This window comes from Nocardia sp. CA-084685, from assembly GCF_050955785.1.
In the GTDB taxonomy this organism is placed as follows: Bacteria; Actinomycetota; Actinomycetes; order Mycobacteriales; family Mycobacteriaceae; genus Nocardia.
Genome location: NZ_CP192094.1, coordinates 3,347,433 through 3,367,946 on the forward strand (window position 1 = coordinate 3,347,433; position 20,514 = coordinate 3,367,946).

At 64.5% G+C, this 20,514-nt stretch carries 19 protein-coding genes; 3 read left to right on the forward strand and 16 right to left on the reverse strand.

Translation table 11 applies throughout. From position 1 onward, the window contains the following. Positions 1 to 96: 96 nt before the first annotated feature. Complete coding sequence (gene nac / locus ACQP2U_RS15385) at positions 97 to 1,008, forward strand: nitrogen assimilation transcriptional regulator NAC (protein ID WP_433716474.1); 912 nt, start codon at positions 97 to 99, stop codon at positions 1,006 to 1,008. On the opposite strand, the gene ACQP2U_RS15390 is transcribed toward nac, so the two are convergent. The 5 genes from ACQP2U_RS15390 to ACQP2U_RS15410 all read right to left on the reverse strand — a co-directional run bounded on the left by ACQP2U_RS15390 (position 1,002) and on the right by ACQP2U_RS15410 (position 5,756). Then, on the reverse strand, positions 1,002 to 1,928 hold the full coding sequence (locus ACQP2U_RS15390; RefSeq protein WP_433715277.1) for a D-isomer specific 2-hydroxyacid dehydrogenase family protein: 927 nt from the start codon (positions 1,926 to 1,928) through the stop codon (positions 1,002 to 1,004). The genes nac and ACQP2U_RS15390 overlap by 7 nt on opposite strands. A gap of 25 nt (positions 1,929 to 1,953) precedes the next feature. Then, entirely contained in the window at positions 1,954 to 2,727 is a 774-nt protein-coding gene (locus ACQP2U_RS15395; protein WP_433715278.1) for an SDR family oxidoreductase, read from the reverse strand. Next, complete coding sequence (locus tag ACQP2U_RS15400) at positions 2,724 to 3,239, reverse strand: gluconokinase (RefSeq protein ID WP_433715279.1); 516 nt, start codon at positions 3,237 to 3,239, stop codon at positions 2,724 to 2,726. Before ACQP2U_RS15400 ends, ACQP2U_RS15395 begins: the two co-directional genes overlap by 4 nt. 263 nt (positions 3,240 to 3,502) lie before the next feature. Beyond that, positions 3,503 to 3,907 (reverse strand): hypothetical protein, encoded by a 405-nt coding sequence (locus ACQP2U_RS15405; protein ID WP_433715280.1) that lies wholly within the window; start codon positions 3,905 to 3,907, stop codon positions 3,503 to 3,505. A gap of 253 nt (positions 3,908 to 4,160) precedes the next feature. Continuing rightward, complete coding sequence (locus tag ACQP2U_RS15410; RefSeq protein WP_433715281.1) at positions 4,161 to 5,756, reverse strand: GMC oxidoreductase; 1,596 nt, start codon at positions 5,754 to 5,756, stop codon at positions 4,161 to 4,163. A 94-nt stretch (positions 5,757 to 5,850) separates the two neighbouring features. Here ACQP2U_RS15410 and ACQP2U_RS15415 point away from each other — a divergent pair, with 94 nt between their 5' ends. After that, entirely contained in the window at positions 5,851 to 6,408 is a 558-nt protein-coding gene (locus tag ACQP2U_RS15415) for a TetR/AcrR family transcriptional regulator (protein ID WP_433715282.1), read from the forward strand. 65 nt (positions 6,409 to 6,473) lie between these two features. Then, positions 6,474 to 7,142: a cyclase family protein gene (locus ACQP2U_RS15420; protein ID WP_433715283.1), complete on the forward strand. Its 669-nt coding sequence runs from the start codon at positions 6,474 to 6,476 to the stop codon at positions 7,140 to 7,142. Here the strand turns inward: ACQP2U_RS15420 and ACQP2U_RS15425 are convergent. From ACQP2U_RS15425 to pruA, 11 genes are all read right to left on the reverse strand, one after another. Next, entirely contained in the window at positions 7,128 to 8,405 is a 1,278-nt protein-coding gene (locus tag ACQP2U_RS15425) for a glucarate dehydratase family protein (RefSeq protein WP_433715284.1), read from the reverse strand. The two genes, ACQP2U_RS15420 and ACQP2U_RS15425, sit on opposite strands and share 15 nt — an antisense overlap. Position 8,406: 1 nt before the next feature. Further along, complete coding sequence (locus ACQP2U_RS15430) at positions 8,407 to 9,849, reverse strand: aldehyde dehydrogenase (NADP(+)) (RefSeq protein WP_433715285.1); 1,443 nt, start codon at positions 9,847 to 9,849, stop codon at positions 8,407 to 8,409. 99 nt (positions 9,850 to 9,948) lie between these two features. Continuing rightward, the gene (gene kdgD / locus ACQP2U_RS15435; RefSeq protein ID WP_433715286.1) at positions 9,949 to 10,863 is read right to left on the reverse strand and encodes a 5-dehydro-4-deoxyglucarate dehydratase; all 915 of its coding nucleotides are present in this window, start codon (positions 10,861 to 10,863) and stop codon (positions 9,949 to 9,951) included. A gap of 10 nt (positions 10,864 to 10,873) precedes the next feature. Then, the gene (locus ACQP2U_RS15440) at positions 10,874 to 11,764 is read right to left on the reverse strand and encodes a LysR family transcriptional regulator (protein WP_433715287.1); all 891 of its coding nucleotides are present in this window, start codon (positions 11,762 to 11,764) and stop codon (positions 10,874 to 10,876) included. Positions 11,765 to 11,888: 124 nt separating this feature from the next. Continuing rightward, positions 11,889 to 12,893: a lactonase family protein gene (locus ACQP2U_RS15445; RefSeq protein WP_433715288.1), complete on the reverse strand. Its 1,005-nt coding sequence runs from the start codon at positions 12,891 to 12,893 to the stop codon at positions 11,889 to 11,891. Beyond that, the gene (locus ACQP2U_RS15450) at positions 12,890 to 14,449 is read right to left on the reverse strand and encodes a sugar porter family MFS transporter (protein WP_433715289.1); all 1,560 of its coding nucleotides are present in this window, start codon (positions 14,447 to 14,449) and stop codon (positions 12,890 to 12,892) included. The genes ACQP2U_RS15445 and ACQP2U_RS15450 overlap by 4 nt, the downstream gene beginning before the upstream one ends. After that, a complete protein-coding gene (locus ACQP2U_RS15455; RefSeq protein WP_433715290.1) occupies positions 14,392 to 15,192 on the reverse strand; it encodes an NAD-dependent epimerase/dehydratase family protein in 801 nt (266 codons plus the stop codon). Before ACQP2U_RS15455 ends, ACQP2U_RS15450 begins: the two co-directional genes overlap by 58 nt. A gap of 534 nt (positions 15,193 to 15,726) precedes the next feature. After that, positions 15,727 to 16,059: a divalent-cation tolerance protein CutA gene (gene cutA / locus ACQP2U_RS15460; protein ID WP_433715291.1), complete on the reverse strand. Its 333-nt coding sequence runs from the start codon at positions 16,057 to 16,059 to the stop codon at positions 15,727 to 15,729. Between the two features lie 130 nt (positions 16,060 to 16,189). Continuing rightward, positions 16,190 to 17,623, reverse strand: coding sequence for an amino acid permease (locus ACQP2U_RS15465; RefSeq protein WP_433715292.1), 1,434 nt, complete (start codon positions 17,621 to 17,623; stop codon positions 16,190 to 16,192). Positions 17,624 to 17,787: 164 nt separating this feature from the next. Continuing rightward, complete coding sequence (locus ACQP2U_RS15470; protein WP_433715293.1) at positions 17,788 to 18,747, reverse strand: proline dehydrogenase family protein; 960 nt, start codon at positions 18,745 to 18,747, stop codon at positions 17,788 to 17,790. Beyond that, positions 18,747 to 20,393, reverse strand: coding sequence for an L-glutamate gamma-semialdehyde dehydrogenase (gene pruA, locus ACQP2U_RS15475; RefSeq protein ID WP_433715294.1), 1,647 nt, complete (start codon positions 20,391 to 20,393; stop codon positions 18,747 to 18,749). The genes ACQP2U_RS15470 and pruA overlap by 1 nt, the downstream gene beginning before the upstream one ends. Between the last annotated feature and the right edge of the window lie 121 nt (positions 20,394 to 20,514).

The following is a 20,514-nucleotide window of genomic DNA, read 5'->3' on the forward strand; positions in this document are numbered from 1 at the left end:
GTACCGGCGCGTTTCCGCAGAGCAACAATACGGAAATCATCGCGTGCGACGACGTTGCTGCGAGAGAGGTGGATCGACGACGTGGATACCCGACGCTTGTTTTCGTTCGTGCGCATCGTGGATGCCGGCAGCATCACCCGTGCCGCGGATATCCTGCACATCGCCCAGCCCGCTCTGAGCCAGCAGATGACGGCCCTGGAGGCTCAGTTCGGTCAGCAGTTGCTGATCCGGCACAAACAAGGCGTCGAACCCACCGATGCGGGCCGGGCGCTGTACCGGCACGCGCAGATCATCCTGCGTCAGGTGCAGAGCGCACAGGCCGAGGTGAGTGTGGTCGGCCGCGAACTGGCGGGCGGTGTTTCCGTCGGGCTGGCACCCTACAGCACGGTCAACGCGATCGCTCTGCCATTGCTGACCGCGGTGCGTGAGCGGTATCCGAGCATCCTGCTGCACATCAACGAGAACTTCGGCGGAGTGCTCAGCGAGGCGATGATGACCGGCCGGATGGATATGGCGCTGTTGTACGACGCCGGGCCGATCAAGGGGGTGACCTTCGAGCGACTGCTCACCGAAGAACTGATGGTCGTCGCACCGACGGGAACCGGCCTGCCCGGTACGACCGGTTCCGCGGTCTCGATCGCGCAGTTGAAGGGCCTGCCGCTGCTGCTGCCCGGCCCGATGCACACGATCCGGAAGGTCGTGGAGCAGGCATACGACCACGCGCTCGAACATGCGCATGTCGTGGGGGAGGTCGAGTCGGTGGCGCTGATGGCGCAGGCAGTGCGAAATGGCTTGGGGGCCACTGTTTTACCATTGTCGGTCGCCCGTCGGATCATGACGGTCGAGAATCTGGAATTGCGCCGCATCGAACCGGCGATCACGATCCAGGTGTCGCTGGGCACCCCGACCAATCAGCCGCTGTCCAAACCGGCGGAGGCCGTGCGCGAGATATTGCGCGCCGTCGTCGCCAACTACGTCAGGAACAGTGGGGGCCGTACGGCTCAATAACCCCGTCGGATGTCGATGGTCGCGAGCAGCCGTTCTCCGGTGGCGAACCGTTCGACGTTCGCCGTGACATGATCGGCGAGCACCGCGGTGAGGCCCGTCGCGGGATTGGCGACATGCGGGGTGACGATGGCGTTGGGCAACATCCAGAGGGGATGACCCGCCGGAAGTGGTTCCGGTTCGGTCACATCCAGGGCGGCGCCGCCGATCGATCCGTGCTCGAGTGCGCGTACCAGCGCATCGGTGTGGATGAGCGAGCCGCGAGCCACATTCACGATCCAAGCGGTCGACTTCATTGCGGTGAGAGCGTCCGCATCCACGAGGTGTGCGGTGTCCGGTGTGGCCGGTGCGGCGAGTACGAAATGATCTGCCCGCGACCAGATTTCAGTTGTCTGATCCGCGGCGACCGTCTCGGCGGCGCCGGGCACCGGCGCGCCCGACCGGGTGACTGCCAGCACCTGCGCACCGAATGCGGTGAGCAAGGGGATCATGGCGCGGCCGATGCCGCCACAGCCTACGATTGCCACGCTCGAGCCGTACAGCGTCCCGACCCGTGGATCGAAATCCGTCTTGCGCCACGATGTCGCGCGTATCTGCTCGGCAAGGACCCGTACACCGGCGAGCAGCAGCAGGACGCCGTGCTCGGCGACGTTGCGCGCGTACGCACCGGCCGCTGAGGTCCAGACGCGAGTCTCATCGATGATCCCAGCGGAGATCCAGGGTTCGACGCCGGCGGCGGGCAACTGCACCCAGCGCACTGCATCGGGCAGCCGGTCGGGAAAGGTGACCGGTCCCTGCGTCCACACCACCGCGTCCGCGTCGGCGAGTGGAACGAGAATGCCGCCACCTTGCTCGATGCCCTTGGCGAGGGCGGAGTCGGAATCGGGACCGAGATGGATTCGGGGACGGCTGATATTCGGCACGGTTGCCTTTCGAGCTGGAAGTGGATCAGACGACGGCGGTCAAACCGCCATCGACATAGAGGATCTGACCGTTGACGAAATCCGATGCGGGCGAAACGAGAAACAGCAGCGCACCGACCAATTCCTCGGTACGTCCCCAGCGTCCGGCCGGTGTGCGCCTGGCGAGCCAGGCGCTGAAATCGGCGTCGTTCACCAGCGCGGACGTCAACTCGGTATCGAAGTAGCCGGGCGCGATCGCATTGATCTGCAGTCCCAGTGGAGCCCAATCCGCGCACATGCCGCGGGTGAGCATCTTCAGTCCGCCCTTGCTCGCCGCATACGGGGCGATACCCGCCCGGCCCAATTCGCTTTGCACCGAACAGATATTGACGATCTTGCCGCGTCCACGTTCGACCATCGCGCGGGCGAATTCGCGCCCCACGCAGAAGGCGCTGAAGAGATTGGTATCGAGCACGCGACGGAAATCTGCGTCGGAGAATCCGAGCAGCGGGCTGCGATGCTGGACTCCGGTGTTGTTCACGACGATATCCACCGGGCCGATCTCGTCTTCGACCCGCTGCGCTGCGGCGGTCACCTGCGTGGAGTCTGTCGCATCGAACGCGCGAACGTGGACTACCGCACCGGTCTTGTCTGCGATCTCGTCCCGGCTGCGGGCGAGTACCGCCACGTCACGGCCATTGAGGACGACCGTTGCTCCGGCCTCGGCGAGCCCGGTTGCCAGCGCATATCCGATCCCGCGGCTCGAGCCGGTGACGAGGGCGACCTTGCCCTCGATATCGAAACTCCGATGCGCACTCACCGCGCCATCGCCCGCTCCCGCGCGAATTCGACCACCGATTGCGCGATCTCGTCCGGCCCCGTCCCGACATCCAATACGACCCCGAACTCATCCGGCTCGAGGGGCTCGAGCAATTCGAGTTGAGAATCGAGCAGGACGGGCCGCATGAAATGTCCGCGACGTGCCGCCATCCGTGACCGAATAGTAGTTGGCGCACCGTCGAGGTGCACGAAAGCGACTGGCGCAGTGACATTTCGGAGCACATTCCGATACCGCCGACGCAGCGCGGAACACGCCACCACGCCAGCATTTCGCGTGCCCATCCAGTCGCGCACAGCCTCGAGCCATGGTGCCCGGTCCGCGTCGGTAAGGGGGATGCCCGCGGCCATCTTCGCGACATTCGATGGGGAATGCAGGTCATCGGCATCCAGAAACTCCCCGCCCGTCAGCTCGGCAACCTGCCGCCCGATCGTCGACTTCCCGCAACCCGTCACGCCCATCACGACGATGTGGGGTTGGCGATCGCTGCCCATGAATTTTCCCGTCCGCCGATGTCCAGATATGCAGATCGACCATGCCCGAACCCGCTACATCAGGGCAATGATCAGGCGATACCGGTTCTGTAGGACGTCATAACGAAAGACGAGGGCTGAACGCTTTGGTCGGCGACCGACGCAGCCGCCGAGCAAGCTCGCGGCCCGGATACCAGCCGCGTAAAGAAGAAATACACTGAGCGGCAGTGGGCTGGTAGCAAGCCACACCGACGGCCGCGAGACCGTCGGTGTGCAGAGGCTCGTTATCCGCAGTGCACTCCGAATTCTTCCCAGAGGTCGTCTTTGATGCGGCCGCCCCAGTCGATGCATTTGCCTTCGGCTTCGACCTTGGCGTATGCGAAGTCGGTGAAGGTGCGGTCGTCGTTTATGACGACCTGGGAGTGGTCCTTCGACTGTCGTACGGCGGCGCCCATCGAGATCGGCTCGCCCGGCTTATCGCGGACGGTGACTACGCAGTTGGTTCGACCGTTGTAGGTGAGAAAGACTGTGCCGCCCTTCAAATCGTGTTTGTCGATCACATTGAAGCCTTCACCGCACTGGCCGCCGTATGTTGCCGCGGATGCAGTGCCCGGGAGGAATACCGCCATCCCGGCAGTGATCCCGATCGCGGCCGATAACACGGCGATCGGCTTTTTGGCGTTGATCAATGTTGAACCCTTCCTCCATGTGACATCTAGCGTTCGGCTTTTTACCCCGCCCGCTCTGCATGCAAACTCGCGCGGCTGCGACGCCGAACCTACGGCAGCAGTTGGTCACTGGGAATTTGCGGCCTCCCAGATTTGAGAACCCGCACACCGCATCAGGGCCCGGTCGTGGCGGATGGTGAGCCTAATCAATTCTCGGAGTGGGCCATTCGGCAAACTTCTGGCGCTAGCCGACTCCTGGCCGCGCCCGTAGGCGTCAGATCTCGGTGCCGATGTCGTGGGTGACCAGATGGTCGAGGGCTCGCTCCGCGACGGCGGCGATCGTCATCGACGGATTGCAGGCCGCGGCATTGCCCGGCAGGAGCGCACCGTCGACCACATAGAGGCCACGCTGACCCAGGACCCGGCCATCGAGATCGCAGACCGACCCCATGCTCGCGCCGCCGAGGGCATGCCAGGTAGACGGGAACACGGCGTTGGTGTCGATCAAAATGCTTGTCGGACCGGCGATTCGGCGCACGGTCGGGTCGATGTGATTGTTCTGGATACTCGCGTCGCCGTTCTTCGGCCACTGCAGGATCGCGTCATCGTTCGCCGAATCGTAGATGAACCGGCCGCGGTCCGCGCTGACGCCGTATCCGACCAACATGGTGCTCTTGGCGTCCATCTGCATCGGCGGCATGGATGCCTGGATGACGGTGAACGCGGCCTGAGGATCGTCCCAGTTCTTACTTCCGTAGACCACCGGACCGCCCTGTGCCGCACCGAAATCGGCGATGGGGTCGGTCCACGCGTAGATCCGGTCGGCATTGGTGCCCCACTGCTGCCCGAGCTCATCGGGTAGATCGGGAATCTTCCCCTTCGCACCGGCCCGCACCAGCAGCTTGGTGGTGTTCAGACTGCCTGCCGACAGCACGAGGGCATTGGTCGTGATGATCTTGTTTTCCAGCACATTGCCGGAGGTATCGAGCCGTTCGACATGCACGACCCAGCGGCCGTCGGCGGCGCGTTCGATATCGGTGACCTGGTGTAGCGTCTGCACCTCGACCCGTCCGGTCGCCTCGGCCGCGGCGATGTAGGTGACATCGACCGAATGTTTGCCCCCGTTGTTCACACCCATCGCGCCGTCGCCGTTGGTGTACGACGGTTTCATCTCACCCCGCAACTCGGCGAGTGCGTAGTTCCAGTCGATGGGCATCGGGATCTTCGACAGCGGCAGTCCGGCCTGGCGTACGCGGTCACCGAATACGCGTGCGGCCGTGTAGTTTCGGTCCGCGATCAACTCGTCCGGCGCCACCGCGAGGCCGAGCATGCGGGCCACCCTCGGATAGTGCACTCGATCCATGGTCGCCCAGTCGAGTTCCTCGGGCAGATTCGCATCGAATACCGGCTGTGTGGGCTGCAGTGACATGCCCTGGTAGACGAGCGAGCCGCCGCCGAGGCCCGCAGCGCACAGTGCGGTCATGTTGTCACCGGGCACCGCTTCGACCAGGCCGGTATAGGGTTCGAAAACCAGTGGCCTACCGAACAGGGTCGGACTGGACCGATACCAGAGCACCCGTTTGTCGAGCGCCGAGGCGTGCGGAAAGGTCTCCGCATTGGGCCCGGTCGGCCAGCGCATTCCGCGCTCGAGCAGTAGCACCGGGACCCCTGCCTGGGCCAGGCGCAGCGCGGTCACCCCGCCGCCGAATCCGGATCCGATCACCACGACCCGGCGTTCCTCCCGGGTGAGCGGGACGCTGTTGACCCGTGCGGCGATACCGGGCGTCGGGGTGGTGTTTCGTGAGCCGAGGATGGCGACCCCGGCAGCTGCGGTCGCGGTCAACAGGGTCCGGCGGGTGATCACCGACATGCTCTTCCTTACACACTTAACCGGACGGTCTTGTCCGGTTGGCTCGATAGTCTGCTGGAGACCGTCGGCGGAGTCAAGCGGTAGCGTTGGGTGGATGACAGCGTCGCGGCGAGCGAACCCCGGACCGAAAGCCGCTGCCGAAAACCGGGCGGCTCTGATTCGAGCAGCTCGAACTGTGTTCGCGGAGAATGGTTTCGACGCACCATTCAGTTTGATAGCGCGCGCGGCAGGTGTCGGGCAGGGCGTGCTGTACCGGCACTTTCCCACCAGGGAGACCATGGCGATCGCGGTATTCGAAGAGAATATCGTCGAGATCGAAGTACTTGCCGCCGACCCGGCGACCACGGTCGGGGACGTGCTGGCCCTGATCGTCGATCAGCTGACCGCCTCCGCGGCCTTTCTCGCCATGATCTATCCGTCGAACACCGAGGACGAGCAGTTGCTCGGCGCGGCATGGCGGCTGCTCGGCCTGATCGCCCAGATGCTCGACGACCCCGGCAAGCGCGGCGATATCCGCGCCGACGTCACGGCCACCGACATCGTCATCGCGGTGGCGATGCTGGCGGCCCTGCTGGCGAAGACCGACTTGAAATCCCGGCAGGCCACATCCCGGCAGGCATGGTCGATATTGGAGCGCGGTCTGCGCACGTGATGCCCGTGGCCAGAGTGTGCGGTAGCTCGCCGCGTGGACGTGGATCGGCGAGTACGGTCAGCACCATGAGCAAGGCCATAGTTGAGCTGTCTCATCCGATCTCGCACGGCATGCTCACCTATCCGGACCTGCCCGGACCGCGAGTCACCACACATATTGCGCGGGACCGATCGGCGCTGATCGGTATGACCTACGAGATCGCCCGCATGGATACCCTCGGCAAGACCGGGACATATATCGACGCGCCCTTCCATTTCCATGCCGAAGGCGCAGATATCGCCGAGCTGCCGCTGGAACGGCTGTTCAACGTGCCGATCGTGATGATCCGCGCTACGGGTATCCGCGTCGTGGGACCTGATGTGCTCGGCGATCCGGCACGGCTCTGGGGCAAGGCGGTGCTCGTGCACACCGGCTGGTCGGCGCGATGGGGTTCGTCCGACTATCGAGACCCCGGGCATCCGTATTTGGTCGGCGAGGTCGCCGATGCACTGGTCGCCGCCAATGTGGCACTGGTCGGCATCGACTCGCTCGACGTCGACGACACGTCCCTGCCGACGCGGCCGTGCCACCACACCCTGCTGGGGGCGGGGATCCCGATCATCGAGCAGTTGACCAATCTGGACGCGGTCCCCGACACCGGTGCCAGGCTGGTCGCGCTCCCGGCGCCGGTGCACGGCATGGGCTCGTTTCCGGTGCGGGCTGTTGCCTGGATCGATCTCTCAGTATTTGGGTGAGGTCGGCGGCCGGTATGTCGGATCGACCAGGCGCATGCCCGCGATGTCATCACGATTGTGCCACTGCGGCAAGGCTTTCCAGCGGTTGTGCAGGCGCTCGAGTGCGTCTGTATCGAGCTGGACGCCGAGGCCGGGCGCGTCGGGAACGGTGACGGCACCCTCCTCGAAGACGAAGGGTTCGGTGATCACATCCTCGGGCTGCCACGGGTAGTGGGTGTCGCAGGCGTAGGTCAACTCGGGAACGGTGGCGGCCACATGGGTCATTGCCGCGAGGCTGATTCCGAGGTGGGTATTGGAATGCATCGAAACACCCTTGCCGTAGGCATGGCAGACCGCGGCCAGGTCGCGGGTGGCGAAGAGTCCGCCCCAGAAGTGATGGTCGGACAGCACGATCTGGACGGCATCGATATCGAAGGCTGGCCGCACCTCCTCGATTGAGGTGACGATCATATTGGTGGCCAAGGGCATTCCGGTGCGGCGATGCACTTCGACCATATCCTCGCGGCGTGCGGTGGGGTCTTCCAGATATTCGACCACGCCCGAAAGCTGTTCGGCGACAGTCGTTGCGCTGCTCAGCGACCAACCGCCATTGGGATCCAGCCGCAGCGGATGATCCGGAAATGCCTTGGCCAGCGCCTGGATCGCGGCGATTTCCTCCTCGGGCGGAAAGACGCCGCCTTTGAGTTTGAACGAGCGAAATCCGCCGTGGGCGGCGAACTTTTCGGCTAGGCCGACGACGCCGTCAGGGTCGATCACCTCGCCCCAGTCGTCGGTCGGTGCGTCGGGGAACGGATGGTCGGCCCACTTGTAGAACAGGTAGCCGGAGTAGTCGACCCGGTCGCGAACCTTGCCGCCGAGTAGGGCGTGCACCGGCAGCCCGAGTTCGCGACCGTGGGCGTCGAGTGCGGCGGATTCGAAGGCCGATATCACGCTGAGTCGGACCTTGTCGGTGGTGAGGGTGCCGCGCAGACCACCCGCGATGGGGTTGTCGATCAGCACCTCCCCGGTGGTGTTCGCGCCGACCAGGCGGATGGCGTTGATCGCGGCCACCGGCATGCCGATCAACTGGGTGGCGAGGTCGCCAGCACGATCGAGATAGACGCGATCGCCATAAGTTTCGCCGAGACCGCAAGCGCCGCTATCGGTTTCGATCTCCACGATGAGACGCGGCGTATACGGCTGATGCACGCCGCCGACGTTGAGCAGGGGAGCGTCGGCGATCAGAATCGGGGTCAGACGAACATCGGTGATAACGGGTGACATCTCAGTCTCGCTTTCCGTCGACACGGCGCGGCAGCCGCCACGGGTTGGCTTCGCGCAGGGCGGGTGGAAGCAGTTCATCCGGGAAGCCCTGCCAGGCGATCGGGCGCAGAAAGCGGGCGATGGCCGCGGTACCCACCGAGGTGGTGGTCGGTGCGGTGGTGGCCGGGTAGGGTCCGCCGTGCTGTTGGGCCCAGCTGACGGTGACACCGGTTGGCCAGTCGTTCCACAGCAGTCGGCCCGCGAGTGCGGTGAGTGCGGGCAGGAGTGGGCGCACGTCGTCGATCTCGGAGTTCTCCGCAACGATAGTCGCGGTGAGTCCGGGTTCGAGCTCGTGCAGAACCTGCTCCAACTCAACGGGATTCGAGTATTCGACGATCAGTGCCGCCGGGCCGAAGCATTCCGCCTGCAGGGCCGCACCGCCTGAGCGGAAATCGGTGGCGTGCACGCTCAGTAATGTCGCAGCGAGCAGGTCCTTGGGTGCGGAAAGGGCAGTGACTGCGGGACTTTCGCGCAGGGTGGTGACGCGTGATCGGAAGCCTTTGGCGATGTGCTCGTTGAGTAGCGGCCGTTGCGGCACGGCGGCGACCGCGGCAGTCAGCGCATCGGTGAGTTCATGACCCGAAGGCAGCAGCAGCACACCGGGTTTGGTGCAGAATTGCCCGGCACCGAGGGTGAACGATCCGACGAAACCCTCGACGATCTGTTGTCCGCGCTCGCGAATCGCGCCAGGAAACACCACTACCGGATTGACGCTGCCGAGTTCGCCGTAGAACGGGATCGGGCGCGGTCGCGACGATGCGATATCGAACAGCGCACGGCCACCTGCCAGGGAGCCGGTGAACGAAGCGGCGGCGATATCCGGATGACGCAGGGCGCTGGTGCCCGCCTCGACGCCGTGGATGACCGCGAAGGTGCCTGCCGGGGCACCGGCCGTGGTCAATGCTTCGCGCACAATCGCGCCGGTCCGTTCGGAGAGGCGGGGGTGACCTGGATGTGCTTTGAGGACAACGGGACAGCCCGCGGCCAGTGCCGAGGCGGTATCGCCGCCTGCGACACTGAACGCGAACGGAAAGTTGCTCGCCGCGAAAACGAGTGTGGGGCCGATCGGCACGAGGCTGCGCCGGATATCGGGGCGCGGTCCCATCGGCCAGCTCGGATCGGCGTGATCGACGGTGGCGGCGAGGAATTCGCCGTCGGCGAGCACCTCGGCGAACAGTCGCAACTGAAAGGTGGTGCGGGTCAATTCGCCACGCAGGCGCGGTGTTTCGGGCAGATGGGTCTCGGCCGCGGCGAGCGGGACGAGTTCATCGGCGGCGGCGTCGATGGCGTCGGCGATATGTGTGAGCCACTGTCCGCGTTCGGTGGGGGTGGTGTCGGCGAGACCGCCTGCGGCGGCGGTCGCTTCGGCAATGATTCGCTGCAGTTCGTCAGGAGCGGTGTCCATGAAGATCTCCCGAAGGTAGTCGGTATGCCTGGATGGTGTGTTGGGTGCGGGTTTGGTTGCTGATGGTGATGGTGGTGGCCGCGCTGGGCGTGGTGCTGTTCATGCGATCGTGGCGATCAGTGCGGTCAGTTCGGCGAGCTCTGGCCCGGTGAGATCGGTCAGCGGCGGCCGCACCGGCCCGGCCGGGCGGCCAATGGCCGTCAGTGCGGCCTTGACGATCGAGACCGCATATCCAGGACCACGGTCACGGATATCCAGATACGGGATGACGAAATCGCGTAACCGTCGGTAGACCTCGTCGCGATCCCGGGCCCGCACGGCCCGGTAGAAGTCGAGCGCGAACTCCGGCGCGAAGTTGAAGATCGCGGAAGAGTATGTGGTGACACCCATTTCGGTATAGGGAAGTGCGAAGGTCTCCGCTGTCGGTAGCCCGCCGATGTAGGTGAGCCGGTCACCGAGCCGGGCATAGATGCGGGTCATCGTCTCGATATTGCCGACACCGTCTTTGAACCCGACCAAATTGGGGCAGCGTTCGGTCATCCTGGCCAAGGTCACGTCATTGCAGGTGGCATTGGCGCGGCTGTAGAAGATGACACCGAGCGAGGTGGCGGCACAAACGGCCGCGACATGTTCGACCAGCCCGTCGGGTCCGGCCTCGGTCAAATACGGCGGCATGAGCAGAATGCCTTCGGCGCCGGCGGTTTCGGCGGAGCGGGCCTGTTCGACCGCCGCGGCGGTGCCCGCGGTGGCCGGTGCGATCACCGGGATCCGGCCACCGGTTTCGGCGACCGCGGCGCGTACCACCTGATCGATCTCGGGTGGCGTCAGCGAAAAACCCTCACCCGTACCGCCCGCGGCGAACAGACCCGCCACCTCGTATTGGGACAGCCAGGCGATATGTTTGCGATAGGCGGCCTCGTCGAAGGCCAGTTCGGCATCGAAATGTGTGACGGGGAAGGACAATAGCCCGCGGCCTAGTGCCGGGCCCAGCTCGTCGGCGGACAGATGGGACATGCGGATCCTTTCATGGAGCGGGCGGCAGCGAGTCGAGCAGTTCGATGACTCGGCGCATGGCCGGATTGGCGCAGTCGCGTCGCCAGATCGCGTGTAGGACAACAGGATCCTCGACACCGATGAGCGGCCGGAACCGCACGCCGTCGGGATGCAGATGGGTGGATGTTTCCGGTACCAGGGCCAAGCCGCGCCCGGCGGCCACCAGCGCGAGCATGGTGTGTACCTGGGTGAGTTCGTGGGTGGCGGTGTAGGGCACGGCGGCGAGGATGCCGGAGACCAGATCGGCGAAATAGCGGGCCGGGCCCGGCGCATAGACCAGCAGCGTTTCCCCGCCCAGTTCCTCGATCGCGATCGGACCGTCGCCGTCCAGCTTGTGCTGTTGCGGAACCGCCAGCATCAGGCCTTCGGAATGCACCAGCCGCGAATCGAATTCGGTGCGGTCGAACGGCGGGCGGGCCAGCGCGAGATCGAGACTGCCGCTGCGCAGGTTCTCGAACTGGTCGGAGCTGACCATTTCGCGCAGCACGATCTCGACGCGGTCGAGTCCGGCCTCGATGTGATTGAGGAACCGGCCGAGGAACCCGAAACCCGACGCGGCGGTGAACCCGATCCGCACCGTGCCCGCCCCGCCAGCGGCGACCAGGCGGGCGGTGCCCGGCGCCGCACCGGCCAGGGCCAGCAGGCGGCGCGCCTCGGTCAGGAAGACCTCCCCGGCCGGGGTCAGCTGCACCTGGCGCTGGGTGCGGTCGAACAGTTCTACGCCGATATCGCGCTCGAGCTTCTGGATCTGACGGCTCAGCGGCGGCTGCGTCATCCGCAGGCGTTCGGCCGCCCGGCGGAAATTGCCCTCCTCGGCCACCGTGACGAAGCCGCGGACCTGCTCCAGCGACAGCATCGACATCGTTTTCCTCCTGCGTTGTGGCGTGCACTCCGCCTCGCCCGCAGATTGCGCTCTCCGCAGGCTATGGCTTGCTACTGATACTCGTCCAACGCCAATTCGGCATCAACCGATACCTTGAAGGTATTCATACGAGTGCGACGATCTCGACCCAATTGGGGTCGCGGCCGACGCCGAGCTGTTGTCGCGGGGTGAGCGAGCCGGTCGCGGGGTCGATGGCGTAGCTGGTGACGGACCCGGATTTCTGCCCCGCGACGACCAGGAACCGCCCGCTCGGATCGATGGCGAATCCGCGCGGCTGGGTCTCGGTGGGTGTGTGTCCGAGCGGAACGAGCAGCGCGGTTGTCGGTTCGATGCGAAAGCCGGTGGTCGTACTCGATGTCCGCTCGGACACATACAGATAGCGGCCGTCGGGTGTGCAGCGCAGCTCCGAAGTCCAGGGTGGCCCACCGGAATTCGGCGGTAGCACGGGTGTCGATGCGATGAGCGTCAGTGTGCCCGCCGCGGATTCGACGTGGTAACTGTTCACCGTGCCGTCCAGCTCATTCGTCGCGAAGGCGAACGAGCCGGTCGGATGGAACAGGATGTGACGTGGACCAGCCCCAGCCGCGGTCTCGACCCCCGGCGGCTCATTCGGTGTGATCCGCCCGGTTTCGGCATCGAAGCGGTACTGCAGAATCACATCACCGCCGAGTGATGCCGCGAACAGATACCGGTTCGACGGATCGGTGAGTATCGAATGCGCATGCGGCGGTGTGGATTCCACCGCGACCGGCGGTCCGATGCCACCATCGGATGCGATCGGACTGACCGCGATCTTGTCGCCCGAATACGAAGCGCTCAACAGATAACGCCCGCTCCGATCCGTCGCCAGATAGGCCATATTGTCCGGCAACGGCGCGGTCGACAGTGGTGTCAATCGCCCCGTCACCGGATCTGTGGCGAATACCGCCACCGCGAAGGGTGCCGAGCGCAGTGATGCGTAGAGGTACCGGTGGTCCGGACTCATCGCCATGGGCATCACCGCACCGGCCACCGGCTGCGACTCGACGAGCGTCAGTGCACCGTCGTCATCGAGTCGCAGCACCGAGATTTCGCGACTGTCGGCATTCGAGACATAGACCACGCTCATGCGGATTTACCGCTGACCCGGGCCCGCAGCTCCAACTCGATCTGCTCCAGACTGCGACCATTGGTCTCCGGCACGAATCGCTGCACCAGGATGAACATCACCACGCTGACCGCGGCGAAGATCCAGGCCGAATAGCCGAGTCCGAGATGATCGTTCATCACCGGGAACAGGAATGTGATGGCGAAGGTCGAACTCCACAGCACGACACTGCCGACGCCCATGCCGACACCGCGTACCCGCAGCGGGAAGATTTCGGCCATCATCACCCATACCACTGCGCCCCAACCCAATTCGTAACCCGCGAGATAGACATTGAGCAGAATCAGCGTGGTGAGTCCAGTAATCGTGTGATTGTGCACGCCGAGCACAATGGCGCCGAGCAGGAACAGCGACGAGGCCATACACACATTGCCGAGCAGCAGCAAAGGCTTTCGGCCCCAACGGTCCACGACGAAGATCACCCAGGCCGTGAATGCTACCTTGATCGCACCCAGCACAATGGAAGCCAGCAGCGAAGTCGAATTCCCGAAGCCGAGATCCTTGAACATCGTCGGCGCGTAGACATTCACGGCATTGACGCCCGAGAACTGTTGTCCGACAGCGAGAATAAGCGCGACCGCTAATGCGGGGCGCGCCCACGGTGCCAAAAGATCGCGCAACCGCCCCTTCTGCTGCTCATCCAATCGAATGACCGAACGAATACTGCTGATCTCCGATTCGATCTCATCGGCGCGATGGGTACCCGCCAGCACGGCCCGCGCTTCTTCCTCGCGCCCGGCATGAACCAGCCAACGCGGTGTCTCCGGCAGCACCGACATACCCGCCAACAGCGCTACCGCGGGAATCGCCGCGACAGCGAACATCATGCGCCAGTTACCGCTGCCGGACAGCGCCCAGTCCACGATGTAGGCGATCAGGATGCCCGACACGATCATCAGCTGGTTCAGAGTCGACAATGCACCGCGCGCCCTGGTCGGGGCGAGTTCGGACAGGTAGGTGGGTACCGTCGCCGACGAACATCCCACCGCGATACCGGTAATGAAACGGGCGATCACCAGCACCGTCACATTGGGCGCGACGGCGCAGCCCAGCGCGCCGACCGAGAAGACCGCGGCCGCCAACATGATGGTTCGCCTGCGCCCGAGCCGATCGGTGATCCGTCCGGCAATGGCCGCGCCGATCACCGCACCGGCGGCCAGGCAGCCTCCGATCACACCCTGCGTCACCGAGGACAGATGCCAGGACTTCTTGATGAACAACAGCACACCGGAGATGACTCCGAGGTCGTAGCCGAAGAGAATGCCGCCGAGAGCGCCGAAGAAATAGAGAAATTTGACATTGGACGCGAGTGCCGATTTCGGCGCGGCCGTTGTATTGAATTGCATTGTGCTGTACTTCTTTCGCGGTGGAGCAAAGCTCATCAGCGTCACATGCTGATGGTGCGAAGGTTCGGAGAAAGACGATTCCGTCTCTGTATCGGGCTGCGTTTTCGGTGAGGTCAGAGCGGATTCGGTTTGCCGAGCGGGGTTTCCACGAAGGGGCCACCGATAAGCCACGGACTGGGATCGCCGACAGTGGGAATATCGGCGGCGAATTGTTCGGCATCGTCTCGGCTGTGGTAGCCGAGCTCTTCGGCCTCGCGGAGGGATACGACGGCACGGGTATTGGCCGAGACACCCCAGATCACCCGATAGCCGGGTCGCTCGGCGGCCAAGCACGCCTCGAACAGTCGCGCACAATCGTTGGGCGACAACCACATCGACAGTCCGCGCGCATCGTGTGGACGTTCGAAACACGAGCCGATCCGGATGCAGATCACGTCCATGCCGAAGCGGGAGTGATAGAGACTGCCGAGTGCCTCGACGGCCACTTTGCTGACACCGTAATAGGTATCGGGTCGAGGGGCGGCGTCACCGGGAATCGGTTCATCGCCGACGGCGCGGAATCCCACGGCATGGTTAGTCGAAGCGAGCACGACCCGCGGCACACCGGCCTGCCGCGCCGCCTCCAGAACCGTATGCGTGCCATCGATATTGACGGCGAGAACGTTGTCCCAGCTGTCTTCTCGACTGATTCCGCCGAGATGGATGATCGCATCCACATCCCGGCAGGCCGCGGCCATGGTGGTCGGATCGGTCAGCGATCCGGTGACGAGCTCGACCCGCTCGCCTGCGGTCGGCGCCGGAAGTTCGGTCAGATCCAGTAGCCGCAAAATGCGATCGGGACGCCGCAGCCGGGGCCGCATAAGCGTGCCGATACCGCCCCCGGCGCCGGTAATCAGAATTCGGTGCTCATTCATTCGGCATCGGTCTCGCTCATACAACCGAAAATGCCGACAGAACTGCTGTTTTCGCACATTGTGTCCTCCTGTGTGCGAGCGAAAGTGTGGGGTAGGTCACTTCCGTTCGAACGTGCCAGAAGGGTATGGCGTCGAATTGATGCCTGTCCAACACCGTTTATATATCGACCGATGCCACACGGGTATCGGTTGATCACTTACGTAGGCCATTCATCGGCGCGGCCAGTAAATCGCCCAGATGAGCACCGCCAATGGCGGCCCGACTGCCAGTAGCAACCCGAGCCAGCCGCTCATCCGAGTTGCCCTGGTCCTCGTACCGTCGCCCATCTCGCGAAACTCATGGGCTTGCAGACGCCTATCTGGATGCAGGCAACGACTCGCGTGCCATCACGGCCGCCGACCAGGCGCTCACTTTGGCTGGCCGCGTCGCATCGGTGCGCCCGCTGGCACGAGTGCGAGAAGTCGCGCAGCGGTGTGCCACCAGAGGCGCGGGCGGTGCCGAGCTCGCGCGTCGTGCCGCTGCCGCACGGATGCCTATTCTGACAGAGTTGTAGTGCGCTCGACCCATTCGGCGTAGCTGTCCAGACACCACTCGACCGGAATCGCGGTTACTTCGGGACTGTCCCACGGGTGCAGTTCGGCAATACGCGCGGCCAGCCGTTCACGGCCAGCGGTGGCGGTGCGCAGCGTCACCCGCCACTCCAGTCCTTCGCCGAGTTCGCCGCGATGCCAGAAAACCGACACCGCGGGTCCGGTGATCTCGGCACCGGCCGCCAGCCGTTCGCCGACAACCGCCTTCGCGATGGCTCGCGCGTCGTCTTCGGTGGGGGTTGTCGAGGTAACCGACCACACTCGTGCTGCCGTCATGGCAATCACCCTAGGCGGTCTCATCACGCAGGGTCACCCACACGCGACGCGAGTGATCGTGCGTTTCGTCGCCGCAGTGCCCTGCGGTTGGGCGGGTCGCCATTTGTCCACCCGCCCAACCGGATTCGCTCTACTTCGCCAGCGTGACGTCCCCGCTGCGCTCCAACTTGGAATGCATTCGCGAGTACCCGAAGTACACGGCGAGGCCGATCACCAGCCACACCAAGAAGCGCACCCAGGTCTCCCACGGGAGCGACCAGATCAGGTAGATCGAGAAGCCGATGCCGATGAGCGGCACCACCGGCATGAGCGGCAATGTGAACGCGCGCGGTTGATCGGGGCGGGTGCGGCGCAGCACCATGACCGCGACCGAGACCACGATGAAGGCCATCAGAATGCCGATATTCGTCAGTTCGGCGACCACGGTGATATCGAGCAGACCGGCCATGGTCGCGGATCCGATGCCGACGATCCAGGTCACCCGGGTCGGCACCTTGCGCACCGGATGCGTCTTGGCGAACCACTCCGGCAGCAGTCCGTCGCGGCTCATCGCGAACCACACGCGCGTCACGCCGAGCATGAAGGTGAGCACCACCGTGATGATGCCGACGATCGCGCCGATCGCGATGATATTGGCGACGCCCGGCATGCCGACCGATTCGAAGGCAGTGGAGAAACCGCTGGTCGGGCTGATTTCGGTGTACTTCTGCATCCCGGTCAGCACCAGCGTGGCCAGTACGTACAGCACCATCGCGATGGCCAGCGAGTAGATGATGGCCTTGGGCAGATGTTTCTTGCCGTCGACGGATTCCTCGGCGGCGGTGCTCATCGCGTCATAGCCGAAGACGGCGAAGAAGACCGTTGCCGCACCGGTCCACACCGCGCCCGCGCCGAATGGGAAGTACGGGGTGTAGTTGGTGCTGTCGATATGGAAGACGCCGAGCACGATGATCAGCACGACCAACGCGACCTTGATACCGACGGCGACCGTCTCGAAGCGGCCGACACTTTTGATGCCGCGGGAGAGCAACCACGCGGTGCCCAGACAGAACAGCACCGCGAAGACGTCGATAACGTGGCCCTCGCCGGTGCCGTGCGCGCCCATCATCCAATCCGGCAGCGTGATATCGACTTGTCCCAGTAGGAATCTGAAGTATCCGGAGACGCCGATCGCCACCACCGCAGCCACTGCGATGTACTCCAGCAGCAGATCCCAGCCGATGAACCAGCCCGCGATCTCGCCGAGGGAAACATAGCCGTAGGTGTAGGCGGATCCGGCCTTCGGCACCATCCCGGCGAATTCCGCGTAGCACAGCGCGGCGCAAGCGCTGGCGACACCGGCGATCAGGAACGAGATGAGCACCGACGGGCCCGTGACCGAATGCGCGACCGAACCGGCCAGGGCGAAAATGCCCGCACCGATAATGCCGCCGACGCCGATCGCCGTGAGCTGCCACAGCCCGAGTGAGCGTTTCAGTTGCTCGTCCGCGGGCCCGGCCTCCTCCTCGATCTGCTCGAGGGGTTTGCGGCGCAACATCTGGCTGCGCAACTCCGCGAGGGACATGGGTCTTCCTTTCGATCCTCTGCGTTACCCGACATCAGTAACGCAGATCACATTCTCAGCAGCACTCAGCTAATCGGACCATAAACGCGCTGTGATCGGCGAGTTGGATAAATAAACTTCGGCGGCCTTGTCCGACTGCACAGACAAGGCCGCCGAGCTGGGGATCAGCGCTGGCTGCCCGGTCGCAGCGAGCGCAGGAAGAACGCCACATTGGCCGGTCGTTCGGCGAGACGGCGCATGAAGTAGCCGTACCACTGATCGCCGTAGGGCACATAGACCCGAACGTGGCGGTCTTCGCCGACGAGTCGGCGTTGTTCGGCGTCGCGGATGCCGTAGAGCATCTGGAACTCGAAATCATCGGAGCTGCGCCGGTTTGTGGTAGCGAATACCCCAGCGGCCTCGATCAGTGCCGGATCGTGGGTAGCGACCATCGGATAGCCGTCACCGTTCATCAGCACCCGCAGACAGTCCAGATAGGACTGGTCGACCTCGGCCCGGCTCTGATATGCCACCGACGCGGGTTCGCGATATGCGCCCTTGCACAGGCGAATTCGCGAGCCCGGACCGGAGAAGTCTCGGCAGTCGGCCTCGGTGCGCCGCAGATAGGCCTGCAGAACGGTGCCGAGTGAGGGGAAGTCGGCACGCAGCTCCCGCACGATCGACAGCGTCGAATCGGTGGTGGTGTGATCCTCGGCGTCGATGGTGACCAGCACGCCCGCATCCGCTGCGGCGGTACAGATCTGGTGCGCGTGCTCGCAGGCGATCGCATGGCCATCCACTGGCAAGGATTGGCCGAGCGCCGAGAGCTTGAGCGAAACCTCCAGTGGTCCAACGGTTCCGGACTCACGCAGCAACGTGAGCAACGACAGCAGTGACAGATAGTGCGTCACCGTATTGCGTGCCTGTTCGATATCGGTGGTGTCCTCGCCGAGGTAATCGACGGAGATGTACCGACCCGAGCTCAGCAGATTCTCCACGGCCGCAACCGCATTCGGCTCGGATTCACCGGCGACGAAGCGGTCCACCAGTTTCTTGGTGGTCGACATGCGGGTGACGGTGCGTTCCATGCGCGGCGAGCGCGAGGCGGCCAGCATGGCGGGGCGAAGCAGACCGGAAATAGCCATCAGATCTCCTCGGGTGCCTGGTGCGGATAGGTGTGCTCGGTCGGCGGGACGAAGGTTTCCTTGATGGTGCGGGCGGAGGTCCAGCGCAACAGGTTCTGTGGCGACCCGGCCTTGTCATTGGTGCCCGACGCGCGAGATCCGCCGAAGGGTTGCTGACCGACGACCGCGCCCGTGGGCTTGTCGTTGATGTAGAAGTTGCCCGCGGTGAAGCGCAGGCTTTCGGTCGCCTTGGCCACCGCACCGCGGTCGTCGGCGATGATCGCGCCGGTCAGGCCGTACGCCGAACCGCCGTCGACCAGGTCGAGCGCCGCCTCGAAGGATCCGGCGACCGAATCGTCGTAGACGTGGACCGCGAGAATCGGGCCGAAATATTCGGTGCTGAATGCCTCGTCGGTGGGATCGTCACCGAGCAGGATGGTGGGGTCGACGAAATATCCGACGGAGTCGTCGGCATGTCCGCCCACCGCGATGGTCAGACCCGAGGTGGCCTTGGCGCGGGCGATGGCATCGGCATTGCGATCGAAGGCGCGCTGATCGATGACCGCGCCGCCGAAATGCGAGAAGTCGGTGACATCGCCGTAGCTCAGCGCGCCGACCTTATCGATGAGATCGCGACCCATCTTGGCCCACACCGACTTCGGGATGAAGGCACGCGAGGCGGCCGAGCACTTCTGGCCCTGATAGTCGAATGCGCCGCGGATCAGCGCGGTGGTCAGCACATCCGGATCCGCCGAGCTGTGCGCCAGCACGAAATCCTTGCCTCCGGTCTCACCGACCAGCCGCGGGTAGGTGTTGTAGTCGGCGATATTCATCGCGACCGAACGCCACAGATGCTGGAAGGTCGCGGTCGAACCGGTGAAGTGGATGCCCGCCAGCCGCCGATCGGTCAGCGCGACATCGGAGATCTTCGGTCCCGCGCCGTGCACCATATTGATGACACCGGGCGGCAGACCCGCGGCCTCGAGCAGTTTCATCGTCCAATACGCGGCCACCGCTTGCGTAGGCGACGGCTTCCACAAGACGGTATTGCCCATCAGGGCGGGTGCGGTCGGTAGATTGCCCGCGATCGCGGTGAAGTTGAACGGGGTGATCGCGTAGACGAAACCCTCGAGCGGGCGGTATTCGACCTTGTTCCACACACCCGGGGTGGAGATCGGCTGGTCAGCTAGGATCTGGCGGGCGAAATGCACATTGAAACGCCAGAAGTCGACCAATTCGCACGGTGCGTCGATCTCGGCCTGATAAGCGGTCTTGGACTGCCCCAACATGGTTGCCGCGGCAATGGTTTCGCGCCACGGACCGGACAGCAGATCCGCTGCCCGCAGGAAGATCGCGGCGCGATCCTCGAAGGACAGCGCCCGCCATCCGGGCGCGGCGGTGGTGGCGGCCGCGATCGCATCCTCGACATCACCGGCCTCGGCGGTGGTGAGCGTGCCGAGTACGGCGGCATGGTTGTGCGGCTGCACGACGTCGATGCTCTTACCCGAGGTGCGCCGGTGCTCGCCGCCGATAACATGGTGGATCTCGGTCGGTGTCGCGGCCAGTTCGGTCAGCTTCGCCCGCAGTCGTGCGCGTTCGGCGCTGCCCGGTGCGAAGGTGCCGACCGGCTCATTGGCCGGGCGTGGCGTGGACACGATGGCGTCCATGGGTCCTCCTGTGCTGTTCGAGCGACCTGCAAGCAATCGCTGGCGGTGCTGGTATATGACGGTGAGCCGAAGTCAACACCGCAAAACAGCCCGCAGAATCGGACAAGCGGACAAAGATGGG

What these genes read in the sequence shown, in the direction of transcription:
- ACQP2U_RS15465 (WP_433715292.1), bottom strand. Translation starts at nt 17,623, where the DNA reads ATGTCCCTCGCGGAGTTGCGCAGCCAGATGTTGCGCCGCAAACCCCTC.
- ACQP2U_RS15425 (WP_433715284.1), bottom strand. Translation starts at nt 8,405, where the DNA reads ATGTCACCCGTTATCACCGATGTTCGTCTGACCCCGATTCTGATCGCC.
- ACQP2U_RS15445 (WP_433715288.1), bottom strand. Translation starts at nt 12,893, where the DNA reads ATGAGCGTGGTCTATGTCTCGAATGCCGACAGTCGCGAAATCTCGGTG.
- cutA (WP_433715291.1), bottom strand. Translation starts at nt 16,059, where the DNA reads ATGACGGCAGCACGAGTGTGGTCGGTTACCTCGACAACCCCCACCGAA.
- ACQP2U_RS15410 (WP_433715281.1), bottom strand. Translation starts at nt 5,756, where the DNA reads ATGTCGGTGATCACCCGCCGGACCCTGTTGACCGCGACCGCAGCTGCC.
- pruA (WP_433715294.1), bottom strand. Translation starts at nt 20,393, where the DNA reads ATGGACGCCATCGTGTCCACGCCACGCCCGGCCAATGAGCCGGTCGGC.
- ACQP2U_RS15455 (WP_433715290.1), bottom strand. Translation starts at nt 15,192, where the DNA reads ATGAATGAGCACCGAATTCTGATTACCGGCGCCGGGGGCGGTATCGGC.
- ACQP2U_RS15470 (WP_433715293.1), bottom strand. Translation starts at nt 18,747, where the DNA reads ATGGCTATTTCCGGTCTGCTTCGCCCCGCCATGCTGGCCGCCTCGCGC.
- ACQP2U_RS15420 (WP_433715283.1), top strand. Translation starts at nt 6,474, where the DNA reads ATGAGCAAGGCCATAGTTGAGCTGTCTCATCCGATCTCGCACGGCATG.
- ACQP2U_RS15400 (WP_433715279.1), bottom strand. Translation starts at nt 3,239, where the DNA reads ATGGGCAGCGATCGCCAACCCCACATCGTCGTGATGGGCGTGACGGGT.
- ACQP2U_RS15415 (WP_433715282.1), top strand. Translation starts at nt 5,851, where the DNA reads ATGACAGCGTCGCGGCGAGCGAACCCCGGACCGAAAGCCGCTGCCGAA.
- ACQP2U_RS15430 (WP_433715285.1), bottom strand. Translation starts at nt 9,849, where the DNA reads ATGGACACCGCTCCTGACGAACTGCAGCGAATCATTGCCGAAGCGACC.
- ACQP2U_RS15440 (WP_433715287.1), bottom strand. Translation starts at nt 11,764, where the DNA reads ATGTCGATGCTGTCGCTGGAGCAGGTCCGCGGCTTCGTCACGGTGGCC.
- kdgD (WP_433715286.1), bottom strand. Translation starts at nt 10,863, where the DNA reads ATGTCCCATCTGTCCGCCGACGAGCTGGGCCCGGCACTAGGCCGCGGG.